The sequence below is a fragment of the Xanthomonas sp. JAI131 genome (assembly GCF_013410075.1).
GTDB lineage: Bacteria > Pseudomonadota > Gammaproteobacteria > Xanthomonadales > Xanthomonadaceae > Xanthomonas_A > Xanthomonas_A bonasiae.
Genome location: NZ_JACCCN010000003.1, coordinates 149443 through 162935 on the forward strand (window position 1 = coordinate 149443; position 13493 = coordinate 162935).

The 13493-nt window shown below is 68.1% G+C and carries 11 protein-coding genes; 3 read left to right on the forward strand and 8 right to left on the reverse strand.

What is annotated here, in order from left to right:
• Nucleotides 1-263 precede the first annotated feature (263 nt).
• Together metF and HDC36_RS13720 are read left to right on the forward strand one after the other, a co-directional pair.
• Nucleotides 264-1088, forward strand: coding sequence for a methylenetetrahydrofolate reductase [NAD(P)H] (gene metF / locus HDC36_RS13715; RefSeq protein WP_179568363.1), 825 nt, complete (start codon nt 264-266; stop codon nt 1086-1088).
• A gap of 413 nt (nt 1089-1501) precedes the next feature.
• Nucleotides 1502-2140: a DUF4124 domain-containing protein gene (locus HDC36_RS13720; RefSeq protein WP_179568365.1), complete on the forward strand. Its 639-nt coding sequence runs from the start codon at nt 1502-1504 to the stop codon at nt 2138-2140.
• Nucleotides 2141-2254: 114 nt separating this feature from the next.
• Here the strand turns inward: HDC36_RS13720 and HDC36_RS13725 are convergent, their stop codons facing one another.
• The 4 genes from HDC36_RS13725 to HDC36_RS13740 all read right to left on the reverse strand — a co-directional run bounded on the left by HDC36_RS13725 (nt 2255) and on the right by HDC36_RS13740 (nt 7960).
• Nucleotides 2255-3217: a Nudix family hydrolase gene (locus tag HDC36_RS13725; RefSeq protein WP_179568367.1), complete on the reverse strand. Its 963-nt coding sequence runs from the start codon at nt 3215-3217 to the stop codon at nt 2255-2257.
• Nucleotides 3218-3448: 231 nt separating this feature from the next.
• Nucleotides 3449-3823 (reverse strand): VOC family protein, encoded by a 375-nt coding sequence (locus HDC36_RS13730; protein ID WP_179568369.1) that lies wholly within the window; start codon nt 3821-3823, stop codon nt 3449-3451.
• A 286-nt stretch (nt 3824-4109) separates the two neighbouring features.
• Nucleotides 4110-6848, reverse strand: coding sequence for a preprotein translocase subunit SecA (gene secA, locus HDC36_RS13735; RefSeq protein WP_179568371.1), 2739 nt, complete (start codon nt 6846-6848; stop codon nt 4110-4112).
• Nucleotides 6849-7012: 164 nt separating this feature from the next.
• On the reverse strand, nt 7013-7960 hold the full coding sequence (locus HDC36_RS13740) for a M23 family metallopeptidase (protein ID WP_179568373.1): 948 nt from the start codon (nt 7958-7960) through the stop codon (nt 7013-7015).
• A 10-nt stretch (nt 7961-7970) separates the two neighbouring features.
• Here HDC36_RS13740 and HDC36_RS13745 point away from each other — a divergent pair, with 10 nt between their 5' ends.
• Nucleotides 7971-8447 carry a DUF721 domain-containing protein gene (locus tag HDC36_RS13745; RefSeq protein WP_179568375.1) on the forward strand — a complete coding sequence of 159 codons (477 nt, stop codon included), beginning with the start codon at nt 7971-7973 and terminating at the stop codon, nt 8445-8447.
• A 147-nt stretch (nt 8448-8594) separates the two neighbouring features.
• Here HDC36_RS13745 and lpxC read toward each other — a convergent pair whose 3' ends face one another.
• The 4 genes from lpxC to HDC36_RS13765 all read right to left on the reverse strand — a co-directional run bounded on the left by lpxC (nt 8595) and on the right by HDC36_RS13765 (nt 13481).
• Entirely contained in the window at nt 8595-9506 is a 912-nt protein-coding gene (gene lpxC, locus HDC36_RS13750) for a UDP-3-O-acyl-N-acetylglucosamine deacetylase (RefSeq protein WP_179568377.1), read from the reverse strand.
• 374 nt (nt 9507-9880) lie between these two features.
• Nucleotides 9881-11101 (reverse strand): cell division protein FtsZ, encoded by a 1221-nt coding sequence (ftsZ, locus tag HDC36_RS13755; protein ID WP_179568378.1) that lies wholly within the window; start codon nt 11099-11101, stop codon nt 9881-9883.
• Nucleotides 11102-11406: 305 nt separating this feature from the next.
• Nucleotides 11407-12642 carry a cell division protein FtsA gene (gene ftsA / locus HDC36_RS13760; RefSeq protein ID WP_003465508.1) on the reverse strand — a complete coding sequence of 412 codons (1236 nt, stop codon included), beginning with the start codon at nt 12640-12642 and terminating at the stop codon, nt 11407-11409.
• Nucleotides 12639-13481, reverse strand: a complete 843-nt coding sequence (locus HDC36_RS13765) for a cell division protein FtsQ/DivIB (protein WP_179568380.1) — start codon at nt 13479-13481, stop codon at nt 12639-12641. Before HDC36_RS13765 ends, ftsA begins: the two co-directional genes overlap by 4 nt.
• Nucleotides 13482-13493: the final 12 nt, after the last annotated feature.

Here is a 13493-nt window from a genome sequence, read left to right on the forward strand (position 1 = left end):
CGGCTGGCGTTTGCAGGCCGGCACTCACGAACAGCGGCGATTCGCGCGCATGCCATGCACATCGGTCGCAGCCGACTGCATTGCGCGCTTGCCACGGCGCTCATCGACCGTGCGATGACGCATATGGGCGGCATTTCGACCATCTTCCATGCAGCACCGCCGCTCGTGAGCCGGCCGGCCAGCGGACAGCCGGAACCGGGCCTGATCGCACATCCATCCGGATGAAGAGATATACTCCGGCAATCACCTGACGCGCCGCGCCCATGACCGCCATCAGTTTCGAGTTCTATCCGCCCAAGACCGACGAACAGCGTGCGCAGCTGGACCGCACCGCCGCACGCCTGAAGACCTACGCACCGGAGTACGTGTCGTGCACCTTCGGCGCTGGCGGCTCGACGCTGAGCTACACCTCCGAGACGGTGCGCCATTTGAAGCAGCACCACGGCTTCGAGGCGGCGCCGCACCTGTCCTGCGTTGGCGGCAGCCGCGAGGAGATCCGCGAGTTGCTCAAGCTCTACCGCGCGATCGGCTGCCGGCGCCTGGTCGCGCTGCGCGGCGATCTGCCCTCGGGCATGGGTCATCCCGGCGACCTGCGCTACGCCGCGGACCTGATCGCCTTCATCCGCGCCGAGCACGGCGATGCCTTCCATCTGGAGGTCGGTGCGTATCCGGAGACGCATCCGCAGGCCAGCGACGCGTTGAGCGACCTGCGCCACTTCAAGGCCAAGGTCGACGCCGGCGCCGACGGCGCGATCACCCAGTACTTCTACAACGCCGACGCGTATTTCCATTTCGTCGACGCGGTGCGCAAGCTCGGCGTGCAGATCCCGATCGTGCCGGGGATCATGCCGATCTCCAATTTCAGCCAGCTGCGGCGTTTCTCCGAGCAATGCGGCGCGGAGATCCCGCGCTGGATCGGCAAGCGCATGCAGGCCCTGGGCGACGATGCCGAGGCGATCCGCGAGTTCGGCGCCGACCTGGTCGCGGCGCTGTGCGAACGCCTGCTCGCCGGCGGCGCGCCGTCGCTGCACTTCTACACGCTCAACCTGGCCAAGCCCACCGTCGGCGTGCTGTCGCGCCTGGCGTGAGCGGCGCCTGCGCCTGCAGCTTCAGCGCGAATCGGCGAAGCAGCAGCATCCCGATACTGCACGGCGTCGGGACTGAAGTCCCCCTCCCACAAAGAGCCTTCGCAGCGCCTCGCAGAATCCCCTGCAGGAGCGGCTTCAGCCGCGACAAACGGAGTGGGAAACTTGGCCGGCGTCGGAACCAACCGGTCGGGGCTGAAGCCCCTCCTACAAGACTCCTGGCGCCCGCCCGGCCGAACCTTGTAGGAGCGGCTTCAGCCGCGACGAGCGAAGCAGTCAGGCACACGGTCCTCGCGAAGGATCAGGACCGATGTCCTTATCCCTCAGTGCGCACTGACACGCCTCGCCAACGCTGCCGCCTGCATCTTCACCTGGCGCAGCTTCCCACACACCAGGCCTGCGGCTAGGCTGGCGCGATGCGCGCGCCCCCGTCGATCCTCTTGTTGCTGTGCCTGTGCGCCGCGCCTGCCGCCGCGCAGAAGGTGAATCGCTGCACCGGCGCCGACGGCGCCACCGTGTTCAGCGATCGCCGTTGCGAAGACCTGGGTGCGATCGACCGTTTGCCGCCGCGCACCGCGCCCAGTGCGGCCAGCGAAGGCGCCAGCGGCCTGTACCGGCCGCAATGCGTGCGCCGGCTCAGCGAACTGGCGCAGCAGATCCGCACCGCGGTGGACGCGCGCGACGTCAATCGCCTGTCCACGCTGTATTGGTGGAACGGCGTCTCGGACGAGGCGGCGCGTCGCATCCTCGACCGCCTCGACGCGATCACCCAGCGTCCGTTGGTGGCGATCGTGCCGGTGTTGCCGGACCCGTCGGCGCAGGCGGCTTACCCCGCGGCCACGCGCCCGGCGTCCGGCACGTTGGCCGCTGCCGAGCAACGCACACCCGATGCCGCCGCCGGAACACCCCAAACATCGGCCGGCGACAACGCCGCACCACCGCGCGCACGCGCGACCGGCTTGCGCCTGGAGCAGACCCTCGGCAGCAGTGCGACCCCGACATCGACGGTGCTGGGCCTGCGCCGCCAGTACAACTGCTTCTGGATCAGTTTCTAGCGCGCTTTCGGCTTGGGAATTCGCAATCGGCGCGATGCTGGAGGAGTTACTTCGATCGCGGCAGGCATCACTTGTACTGCCCGTCGCGACTGAAGTCGCTCCCACAACCCCCGCTCAGGCGGCGTCCACGTCCAACGGCCACAGCCCACGGATCGCGGCGATTCCCTGGCCGCCATGGCGGCGCGCTTCGGCCACCTGCGCCGGCAGCAGGCCGCCGATCGGGTACAGCGGCAGCGCCACTTCCTCGCGCAGGCGCTCGAACGCCTCCCACCCCAGCGGCGCGGCGCCGGGATGGCTGGCGGTGGCGGCCAGCGGGCCGACCACGGCGAAATCGCAGCCGAGCCGCTGCGCCGCGTGCAGCTCTTCGACGCGATGGCAGGACGCGGCAACGCATTGCCCCGCCGGCAACGGACGCGCGTCGAACTGCGGCAACTGCTCCGCGCCGAGGTGCACGCCGACCCCCAACTCCTGCGCCAGCGCGAGATCGCGATTGACCAGCACCTGCGCGCCGCGCGCCGCGCACAGCGCCGCCGCGGCCCGCGCCAGCGGCTGCCAGTGCCCGGCCGGCAGGCTGCGCGCACGCAACTGCACGCGCTGCACGCCGCCTTGCAGCGCGCGTTCCAGCGACGCCAGCCAGCGCTCGGGATCGACCGGCTCCGGCGTCACCAGATAGCGATCGGGCTGGCGCAGCATCGCCACCACCGGCTGGTCGGCCGGCGGCATCGCGTAGCGGCTCAGCTTGTCCGGCGCCACCCAGGTCAGCGCCTGGCCCTCGCGGCCGCGGGCGGTGCCCTTCCACGACAGCACCTGGCGCATCTCCAGGCGCAGCCGCTTGTCCGGATAGCGCTGCGGCACTTCCATCAGCTGCGCGCCGACCGTCGCCTCGATGCCCAGCTCCTCCTGCAGCTCGCGCACCAGGGCCTGCTCGGAGGTCTCGCCCGGTTCGCGCTTGCCACCGGGGAACTCCCACAGGCCGGCGAGGTCGCGCCCCTCGGTACGCCGGGCCAGCAAGATACGGCCGCGGGCATCGGTGATGACCCCGGCGACGACATGGATGGATCTGAGCGGTTCGGACATGGCGCAAGCTTGCCGTCTTCGGCGGTGCCAACGCAATGAATCCGGTTCACATCGTCGGCGATCCGCGTATCGCGGCAGCGATCCGCACGCATTCGGCCAACGTACGGCGAGGCGACGGCCTGGACGACGCGGCAACAACGACGAAACCGACCGCATGCGGCCATGCGAATGGATACACCCACGGACAGCTGTGCCGGCGGTACCGCCACCGCCCGGACGCCCGCTCCCCGCTCACCCGGGCAAGTCGTGCCCGATCCGCCACAGCACCCCGCCCGGATCGTGCAGGGTGAAGTCGCGCATGCCCCACGGCCGATCCTCCGGCTCACCAAGGCGCGCGCCAAAGCGGCCGGCCAGATCCGCGGCACCCAGCCGCCGCCACCAGGCATCGGCGTCCTCCACCCACAGGTGCAGCATCAGGTTGTGCGCCAGTGCCTGCTCGTAGGAATCCTGCAGCAGGAACGCACAGCGCTCGCCATGGCGGAAACAGACGAGGCCGTCGCCAAGCGGCTCCGGCACGAATCCCACCTCGCGATAGAACTCCACGGACAGCGCGAAGTCCCGCGCCGGCACGAACACCTTCAATTCAAGACTGGCGGAACGCTCCACGGCATGCATCCAACGGCAATGGCGACACCCGGCACCCTACCCGCAGAACGCGCGACACGCCACACAGACAAGCCCCCCGTCCGGGCCGTCCCCAAAACAAAGCGCCCCGCACAAGGCGGGGCTGCAGATACAAGGGTTTGACCAATCACCGCACCCCGTCTGGAGCCGCGCCCCCTTTAGTAAAGGGGGCGCGCCGATAGGCGCGGGGATTTGGGGAAAGATGAGCTGGGGCCCGCGTTTTGCGAAGCAAAGCGTGGGGCTGTTGCGCGATTGCGCAACAGCGCTCTTAACTCAACTGCCCATGGCAATGCTTGTACTTCTTGCCGCTGCCGCACGGGCACGGATCGTTGCGGCCGACCTTGGGCGCCTCGCGGGTGACCTGCGCCACCTGCGGCGAATTGGCGCCCAGCGCGACCTGCTCGGCCTCCTCGTCGGCGCTGTAGCCGCCGACGTCCTGGTGCTGGAACTGCGCCTGGCGCAACTGCGCCTCCATCTGCTGCCGTTCCTGCGCTTCCAGCGCCGCCACCTCTTCCTCGCTGCGGATGCGCACGCGCGCCAGCAAGGTCACCACCTCGCGCTTGGCGTGCTCGAGCATCTCCGAGAACAGTTCGAAGGCTTCCTTCTTGTATTCCTGCTTGGGCTGCTTCTGCGCGTAGCCGCGCAGGTGGATGCCCTGGCGCAGGTAGTCCATGCGCGCCAGATGCTCCTTCCAGCTCTGGTCGAGCACGGTCAGCATCACGTGCTTCTCCAGCGCGCGCATGGTCTCGCCGCCGACCGCGGTCTCCTTCTCCTGGAAGTGGCGATCGACTTCCTCGCGCACCTTCTCGGCGATGCCGGCCGCGTCCAGTTCCTCGTGGCGCTTGACCAGGTCGGTCAGCGACAGCGACAGGCCCAGGTCGCTGGCCAGGGTCGCTTCCAGCCCGGCCAGGTCCCACTGCTCGTCGATCGAATTCGGCGGCACGAAGCGCGCCACCAGGTCGTAGATCACGTCGTCGCGGATGCCGTCGACGTTGTCCTTGACCGACTCGGCGTCGAGCAGTTCGTCGCGCTGCGCGTAGATCACCTTGCGCTGGTCGTTGTTGACGTCGTCGAAGTCGAGCAGGTTCTTGCGGATGTCGAAGTTGTGCGCCTCGACCTTGCGCTGCGCCTTCTCGATCTGGCGGCTGACCATGCGGTCCTCGATGACGTCGTCTTCCTTCATGCCCATCATCCGCATCGCCTTCTGCACCCAGTCGGAGGCGAAGATGCGCATCAGGTTGTCTTCCAGCGACAGGTAGAAGCGCGAGGAACCCGGATCGCCCTGGCGGCCGGAACGGCCGCGCAGCTGGTTGTCGATACGCCGCGACTCGTGGCGCTCGGTGCCGATGATGTGCAGGCCGCCGGCGGCCTTGACCGCGTCGTGGCGCTCCTGCCAGGCCGCCTTCAGGCGCGCGCGCTCGGCGTCGCTCAGGTCCTCGCCCAGCGCGTGCAGCTCCGCTTCCAGCGAGCCGCCGAGCACGATGTCGGTACCGCGGCCGGCCATGTTGGTGGCGATGGTCACCGCGCCCGGCTGGCCGGCGTTGGCGACGATCTGCGCCTCGCGCTCGTGCTGCTTGGCGTTGAGCACCTCGTGCTTGACCCCGGCCTTGCGCAGGTGCTCGGACAGCATCTCCGAGGTCTCGATCGAGGTGGTGCCGACCAGCACCGGCTGGCCGCGCTTGGCGCAATCCTCGATGTCGGCGAGCACCGCGTTGAACTTGCCCTGGCGGTTGAGGAACACCTGGTCCGGCCAGTCCTTGCGGATGGTCGGGCGGTTGGTCGGGATCACCACCACTTCCAGGTTGTAGATGCTCTGGAATTCGTAGGCTTCGGTGTCGGCCGTACCGGTCATGCCGGACAGCTTCTTGTACATGCGGAACAGGTTCTGGAAGGTGATGCTGGCCAGGGTCTGGTTCTCGCGCTGCACCGGCACGCCTTCCTTCGCTTCCACCGCCTGGTGCAGGCCGTCGGACCAGCGCCGGCCCGGCAGGGTGCGGCCGGTGAATTCGTCGACGATGACCACTTCGCCGTCGCGCACGATGTAGTCCACATCGCGCTGGTAGATCGCATGCGCGCGCAGCGCGGCGTTGAGGTGATGCACCACGCTGAGGTTCTGCGCGCCGTACAGGCGGTCCTCGTCGTTGGTCAGGATGCCGGCGGCGCGCAGCAGCTCTTCGGCGTGCTCCATGCCCGCCTCGGACAGGTGCACCTGCTTGCCCTTCTCGTCGACCCAGAAGTCGCCCTCGCCTTCCTCGGACTCCTGCTTGGTCAGCTGCGGCACGATGCGGTTGACGCGGATGTACAGCTCCGGCGAATCGTCGGCCGGGCCGGAGATGATCAGCGGGGTGCGCGCCTCGTCGATCAGGATCGAGTCCACTTCGTCGACGATGGCGTAGTTCAGGCCGCGCTGGTAGCGGTCGGCCTTGGACAGCGCCATGTTGTCGCGCAGGTAGTCGAAGCCGAATTCGTTGTTGGTGCCGTAGGTGATGTCGGCGGCGTAGGCGGCGTGCTTGTCGCTGTGCGGCATGCCCGGATAGACCACGCCCACGCTCAGCCCCAGCCAGTTGTACAGCTTGCCCATCTGCGCGGCGTCGCGGCGTGCCAGGTAGTCGTTGACGGTGACCACGTGCACGCCCTTGTCTTCCAGCGCGTTGAGGTACACCGGCAGCGTCGCCACCAGGGTCTTGCCTTCGCCGGTGCGCATTTCCGCGATCTTGCCCAGGTGCAGGACCATGCCGCCGATCAGCTGCACGTCGTAGTGGCGCATGCCGAGCACGCGGCGGCTGGCCTCGCGGCACACCGCGAACGCTTCCGGCAGCACCTTGTCCAGGCTCTCGCCGCCGGCGATGCGCCCGCGCAGTTCCGGGGTCTTGGCCTGCAGCTGCGCGTCGGAGAGCTGCTCCATCTCCGGTTCCAGCGCATTGACCTTGGCGACGATACGGTGGAGCTGACGCAGCTGGCGTTCGTTGCGACTACCGAAAACGCGAGTAAGCAGACTGTTGATCATTGAAGGAACCGGTTGGAAAGGAACGCCCATACGGCCCGATCCCCCAGGGAATCGGCGGGCCGCAAACGAAACAGGGCGCGAGGCGCCCTGTCGTGGCAAAGCCTATTGTAGCTTGGGGCGGGCTCCGGCGATTCAAGCGCCGGCATCGCCGCCCCAGCGCTGCGTCAGCCGCGGCCGCGGCGGCCCACCGGCGTGGCGCCATCGCCGAGGAACTTGGCCGGATTCATCACCACGCCGTCCTTCCACACCTCGAAATGCACGTGCGCACCGGTGGAACGGCCGGTGGAGCCGGCCTTGGCCACTTCCTGGCCGACCCGCACCAGGTCGCCGACCTTCACCGACAAGCGCGAATTGTGCGCGTAGCGGGTGACATACCCGTTGCCGTGATCGACCTCGACCACGTTGCCGTAGCCGCCGCGCACGCCCGAGTAGCTGACCACGCCGTCGGCCACGGCCAGCACCGGGTCGCCGACGTTGGCGTGGAAGTCGATGCCCTTGTGGTTGCCGGCGCCGCGACCGAACGGATCGGCGCGGCCGCCGAAACCGGAGGTGATGTAGCTGTTGCGGATCGGCATCCGCGACGGCACCGCGTTCTGGTCGAGCTGGTGGTCGAACAGCAGCGATTCGAGCACCGACAGCTGCTGGCCGGAGGTGGCGAACTGCTGCTGCAGCCCGTCCAGTTCCTTGCTCAGCTGCGGCGCCGGCATGTCCTGGCTGACCTCGTCGTCGCCGCCACCGACGCCGACCGGCTGGTCGAAGTCGAATTCGCCGTCCTGCAGCTTGCCCATGCGGGTCAGGCGTTCGCCCAGCGCGTTCAGGCGCGTGGCCTGCGCCTGCAGCTCGCCCAGCCGCGCGGCCAGCGCGTTGACCTGGGTCTGCGCGTCGCGGCGCACCTGCGCCAGCTCCGCGTCCTGCCGCTCCACCTTGGCCCGCAGCTGCGCTGAACCGACGAAGCCGGTCGCGGCACTGACGCCGATGCCGAGTACCATGCCCACCGCCAGCACCGTGCCCAGCACGGCCAGGGGACGCCGGTCTGCGAACTCGCGCAGCCGCCACGGCAGGTCCTTTATCCCCTTTTCACGCGAATTGATTACGATCTTCTTAAACGCCATATGAGTTTTCATGTCTAAGCGAAAGTCCGGCGAGGGCCATACCACCGCGCCGATGCCGGCGTTGGACGCCGCATTGGCGGACAAGGTGGGCGACCCGTTGCGGCGTGCCTTGTGGCTCGACGCGCTGGACCGACAGTTGCGCCCCCATCTGCCGCCGAACCTGGCCTCCCGGTGTCGGTTGGCCAATGTGAACGGCGAACAGCTCGTTTTTCTCGTTGACTCTCCGGTCTGGCACGCCCGGGTAAGGCTCGCCGAGGCCGATATCCTCGCTGCGGCCCGGTCCCTCGGGCTGAAGGCCACCAGGGTGACCGTCAAGATTGCGACTGCATCCGCGCATTCCCCAATGCAACAGGCAAGAAGCAAGCCAGCACCGGTTTCCGCGGCGACGCACAAGGGATTGCGCGACGCGCTGGCGTCCTTGCAGGACGTCGATTCCATGACGCCTGAAGCAGCGACGGCCTCCGGCCGGCGCGGTCTGCGTACGTAGACACGCACGTCACGACCCGACGCATCCTAGCGGGCGCCGGCGTCGAGGTCGTTATCGATTCGTTAAATAGAAGTTAAGAGGGATCAAAGGTGCGACGGATCGCCCATTCCGTGATCCCGGACCGCCCCGGCCGCGGGGCGGAAAACTTTAGGCGTAAGCCACGGCCCCGTAGGCCACCGGTGCCGGCACGGCCTTGGAATCGAAGCTCACCCACTCCCACGCGGCCTGCTCGGCGAGCAGCGCGCGCACCAGCTTGTTGTTCAGCGCATGGCCGGATTTGTAGCCTTCGTAGGCACCGAGAATGGCGCCGCCGGCCAGGTACAGATCGCCGATCGCATCGAGGATCTTGTGCCGCACGAACTCGTCGGCGTAGCGCAGGCCATCGTCGTTGAGCACGCGGAACTCGTCGAGCACGATGGCGTTGTCCATCGACCCGCCCAGGCCCAGATTGCGCTCGCGCATGTACTCCAGGTCGCGCATGAACCCGAAGGTGCGCGCGCGGGAGATTTCCTTGATGTAGGCCATGGTCGAGAACTCGATTTCCTGGCGCGACTGCTTGGCCGGGATCATCGGGTGGTCGAACTGGATGGTGAAGCCCAGCTTGTAGCCGTCGTACGGCTCGAAGCGGGCGATCTTGTCGCCGTCGCGCACTTCCACCGGACGCTTGATGCGGATGAAGCGCTTGGGCTTGCCCTGCTCGACGATGCCTGCCGACTGCAGCAGGAACACGAACGGGCCGGACGAGCCGTCCATGATCGGCAATTCGGCCGAGGACAGCTCGACGATGGCGTTGTCCACGCCGAGGCCGGCCATCGCCGACATCAGGTGTTCCACCGTCTGGATCTTGGCGTCGCCGCGACTGAGTCCGGTGCACAGCGTGGTCTCGGTGACCAGTTCGGCATCGGCCGGCACTTCCACTGCCGGTTCCAGGTCGACGCGCCGGAACACGATGCCGTGATCGGCCGGCGCAGGACGCAGGGTCATGTACACCTTGTCGCCGCTATGCAGGCCCACGCCGGTGGCGCGGATCGTGTTCTTGAGGGTGCGTTGCTGGGTCATGGGAGACAGTCTGGGAACGTCCGCTCAGACGGGAACTGAACGGAATTGAGAATATCACGCGTTTAGCCAAATTTTAACAAGACGGTCACAGCGTCCTATTTGCGCAACGCTGGCGCAGGCCGGCGTCGCGGTCGCAAAAACCTGCCGGGTCGAAACGACCCGGCAGCAAAGGACACGGCGCGCCGCCCGGGCGGACATGCCCGATCGGCGGTGTTGCGGCCGGCGCAGGGCCGGCCTGGCGAAACGTCAGTCGGCCTGGCGGCGCAGGGCGGGCGGCGTGCTTGCGAAGCACTGCTTCGCACGCCGACCCGCGCCTGGCCACGGATGGCCAGGCTGGGCCATCCGCAAGCCGACCTGTCGCGCCAGGGACGGCATCAGTCGGCCTGGCGACGCAGGAACGCGGGAATATCCAGGTAATCGTTGGGCAGATCGGCCGCCGCCGGTGCCGGTGCCGAAGACCCCATCGCATCGCTGCTCGGGCGCCGCAGGCCCAGGCCCATCGCGCCGCCGACCGCCTTGGACACGGCGTCGCCGCCATGCTCGAAGTCGCCGAATTCCGGCTGGCCGGTGGTCGCGTTGCGCACCAGCTTGATCGGCGCGCGCTGCTCCGGACGCTGGGTCTGGCGCGACACGGCACGGTTCAGGCCGGTGGCGACCACGGTCACGCGCACTTCGTCCTGCATGTCCGGGTCGAGCACGGTGCCGACCACGACGGTCGCGTCTTCCGAGGCGAAGCCTTCGATGGTGCGGCCGATCTCGTCGAACTCGGCCATGGTGAAGTCCGGACCGGCGGTGATGTTGACCAGGATGCCGTTGGCGCCGGCCAGGTTGACGTCGTCCAGCAGCGGATTCTGGATCGCCGCTTCGGCCGCGGCCTGCGCGCGGTCGTCGCCGCGGGCCGAGCCGGTGCCCATCATCGCCAGGCCCATTTCCGACATCACGGTGCGCACGTCGGCGAAGTCGACGTTGATCAGGCCCGGACGCACGATCAGGTCGGCGATGCCCTGCACGGCGCCCTGCAGCACGTCATTGGCGGCGCGGAACGCCTGGATCATGGTGGCATTGCGGCCGAGCACGGTGATCAGCTTCTCGTTGGGGATGGTGATCAGCGAGTCGCAATGCTGGCTCAGTTCCTCGATGCCCTTCAGCGCGACCTGCATGCGCCGGCGGCCTTCGAACGGGAACGGCTTGGTGACCACGGCGACGGTCAGGATGCCCATCTCCTTGGCCAGCTGCGCGACCACGGGGGCAGCGCCGGTACCGGTGCCGCCGCCCATGCCGGCGGTGATGAACACCATGTCCGCGCCCTGCAGCGCGTCCATGATGCGCTCGCGGTCTTCCAGCGCGGCCTGGCGGCCGACTTCCGGGTTCGCGCCGGCGCCCAGGCCCTTGGTGACGTTGGTGCCAAGCTGCAACTGCAGCTTGGCGCCGCAGTTCTTGATCGCCTGCGAGTCGGTGTTGGCGGTGATGAACTCCACGCCGTCCACGCTGCTGCTGACCATGTGCGCGACCGCGTTGCCGCCGCCGCCGCCCACGCCGACCACCTTGATTACCGCGTTGGGTGCCATCTTTTCAATCAGTTCGAAATGCGCCATGTCCGTGTCCTCTTTGAGCCGGGATTCGGGATTCGGGATTGGGGATTCGGAAGCACTCCGATCCTGCATCCCGCCTCTCCGTCCGGCGAGTGTTGTTGTTTGGAAGCCGGGATTCGGGATTCGGGAGTGGGGATTCGCAAAAGCGCGATCGCCCAACACCGTTGCCCGCTCCGCGGCGGAATCACTACAAAAAAAACCTGTCGCCTACCCTCTCTCCGCTCTCCGCTCTCCGCTCTCCGCTTTCTTGCTTTTGCTTTTGCTATTGCTCTTACGAATCCCAAATCCCGAATCCCGAATCCCGGCCCTCAAAACTCACCGCGATACCAGTTCTTCAATTTCTTGAACAGGCTGCCGGCGCGCCCGGTGGGCAGCGACGGGCGCCGTGGGTGTTCGATCTGGCTGCCCATCAGCAGCAGGCCCACGCCGGTGGCGTGCACCGGGTTGCCGACCACTTCGCCCAGGCCGGTGACGTGCTGCGGGATGCCCACGCGGACCGGCATCTGCACCATTTCCTCGGCCAGTTCGACCACGCCTTCCATCTTCGAGGCGCCGCCGGTCAGCACCATGCCGGCGCGCACCAGTTCCTCGAAACCGGAGCGGCGCAGTTCGGCCTGCACCATCTCGAAGATCTCCTCGTAGCGGCCCTGCACCGCCTGCGCCAGCGAATGGCGCGGCATGCGCCGCGGCGGGCGGTCGCCGACGCTCGGCACCTGGATGCTTTCCTCGGCGGTGGCCAGCTGCGCCAGCGCGCAGGCGTAGCGCACCTTGATCTGCTCGGCTTCCGGGGTGGGCGTGCGCAGCATGTGCGCGATGTCGTTGGTGACGTGGTCGCCGGCGATCGGCAGCGAGGCGGTGTGGCAGATCGCGCCCTGCACGAACACCGCCAGGTCGGTGGTGCCGGCGCCCATGTCGACCAGCACCACGCCCAGCTCGCGCTCGTCGGCGGTCAGCACCGCGACCGAGGACGCCAGCGAGGACAGGATCAGGTCGTCCACCTGCAGGCCGCAGCGCTGCACGCACTTGCTGATGTTGGCCGCGGCCGACTGCGCGCACACCACCAGGTGCGCGTGCACCTCCAGGCGCACGCCGGTCATGCCGACCGGGTTGCGGATGCCTTCCTGCGAATCGTCGAGCACATACTCGCGCGGGATCGCGTGCAGGATGCGCTGGTCGGCCGGGATCGCCACCGCCTTGGCCGCTTCCAGCACCCGGTCCAGGTCGTTCCAGGTGACCTCGCCGTCGCGGATCGGCACGATGCCGGGCGAGTTCTTGCATTGCACGTGGTTGCCGGAGATCGACGCGTACACCGAGCGGATCTCGCAGCCGGCCATCAGCTCCGCTTCCTCGACCGCGCGCTGGATCGACTGCACGGTGGATTCGATGTCCACCACCACGCCGCGCTTGAGCCCGCGCGATTCGTGCGAACCGATGCCGATCACCTCGATCGGATTGCCGGGCGAGTACTCGCCGACCAGCGCGACGACCTTGGAGGTGCCGATGTCCAGTCCAACGATGAGGGATTTGTCGCCTTTGCGGTTCATGTCTTGGAGCCGGGAATAGAGAATGGGGAATGGGGAATGGGGAAGAGCGGGCTCATGCGCGGGGATGGAGGGTCGGCCAATGCCGCATGGCGCGCGGGTTGGGTCGGAGCCGTGGGCTTTTTCTCCATTCCCGGTTCCCGATTCTCGATTCCCCGCTCCACCGTGAATCCATTGGTGTAGCGCAGGTCGGCGCGCGCGATCGGCGCCTGTTCCGGCGTGGCCAGTTGCGGCAGCACGCGGGCGAAGCGCGCCAGGCGGGCGCGGGCGTCGTCGCGGCCGACCACGACCTGCACGCCGTTGCCCAGCTGCAGCGACCAGCTGCCGCGCGCGTCCATCGCCACGCCGTCGACCTGCAGCCCGGCCGGCGCGAACAGCGCGCGCGATTCGTTGTACAGCGCGACCACGTCCTGCGCCTTGGCGTCCGGGCCGGCCAGTTGCGGCAACGCCATGCCGCGCAGTTCACTCGGCAGCGCGAAGATGCGGCCCTGCTCGGACAGCATGCGGTCGCTGCCCCAGCGCGCGAACGGACGGTGTTCGGTGACGCGCACTTCCAGCACGTCCGGCCAGCGCTTGCGCACCCGCGCACTTTCCACCCACGGCAACCGTTCGATCGCGTCCTGCGCGTCCTGCAGGCGGACCGCGAAGAACCCGCGGCGCGCATACGGCAGCACCACCTGGCGCAACTGCTCGGCCGGCACGCGCTTGAAATCGCCGCTGACCTGCAGCCGGCTCAGCGGCCAGCGCTCGGCACCGACCCAGCCGTTGAGCACCGCCACCACCGGCAACGCGACCAGCGCCAGCGCCAGCAGCCAGGCGAGGATGCGCAGGAGGGCGGTCATGCGGCACTCCGT

Bases quoted from the DNA above. Each gene is read 5' to 3' on its own strand.
- metF (WP_179568363.1), top strand. From the start codon at position 264: ATGACCGCCATCAGTTTCGAGTTCTATCCGCCCAAGACCGACGAACAG.
- HDC36_RS13720 (WP_179568365.1), top strand. From the start codon at position 1,502: ATGCGCGCGCCCCCGTCGATCCTCTTGTTGCTGTGCCTGTGCGCCGCG.
- HDC36_RS13725 (WP_179568367.1), bottom strand. From the start codon at position 3,217: ATGTCCGAACCGCTCAGATCCATCCATGTCGTCGCCGGGGTCATCACC.
- secA (WP_179568371.1), bottom strand. From the start codon at position 6,848: ATGATCAACAGTCTGCTTACTCGCGTTTTCGGTAGTCGCAACGAACGC.
- HDC36_RS13740 (WP_179568373.1), bottom strand. From the start codon at position 7,960: ATGGCGTTTAAGAAGATCGTAATCAATTCGCGTGAAAAGGGGATAAAG.
- HDC36_RS13745 (WP_179568375.1), top strand. From the start codon at position 7,971: ATGTCTAAGCGAAAGTCCGGCGAGGGCCATACCACCGCGCCGATGCCG.
- lpxC (WP_179568377.1), bottom strand. From the start codon at position 9,506: ATGACCCAGCAACGCACCCTCAAGAACACGATCCGCGCCACCGGCGTG.
- ftsZ (WP_179568378.1), bottom strand. From the start codon at position 11,101: ATGGCGCATTTCGAACTGATTGAAAAGATGGCACCCAACGCGGTAATC.
- ftsA (WP_003465508.1), bottom strand. From the start codon at position 12,642: ATGAACCGCAAAGGCGACAAATCCCTCATCGTTGGACTGGACATCGGC.
- HDC36_RS13765 (WP_179568380.1), bottom strand. From the start codon at position 13,481: ATGACCGCCCTCCTGCGCATCCTCGCCTGGCTGCTGGCGCTGGCGCTG.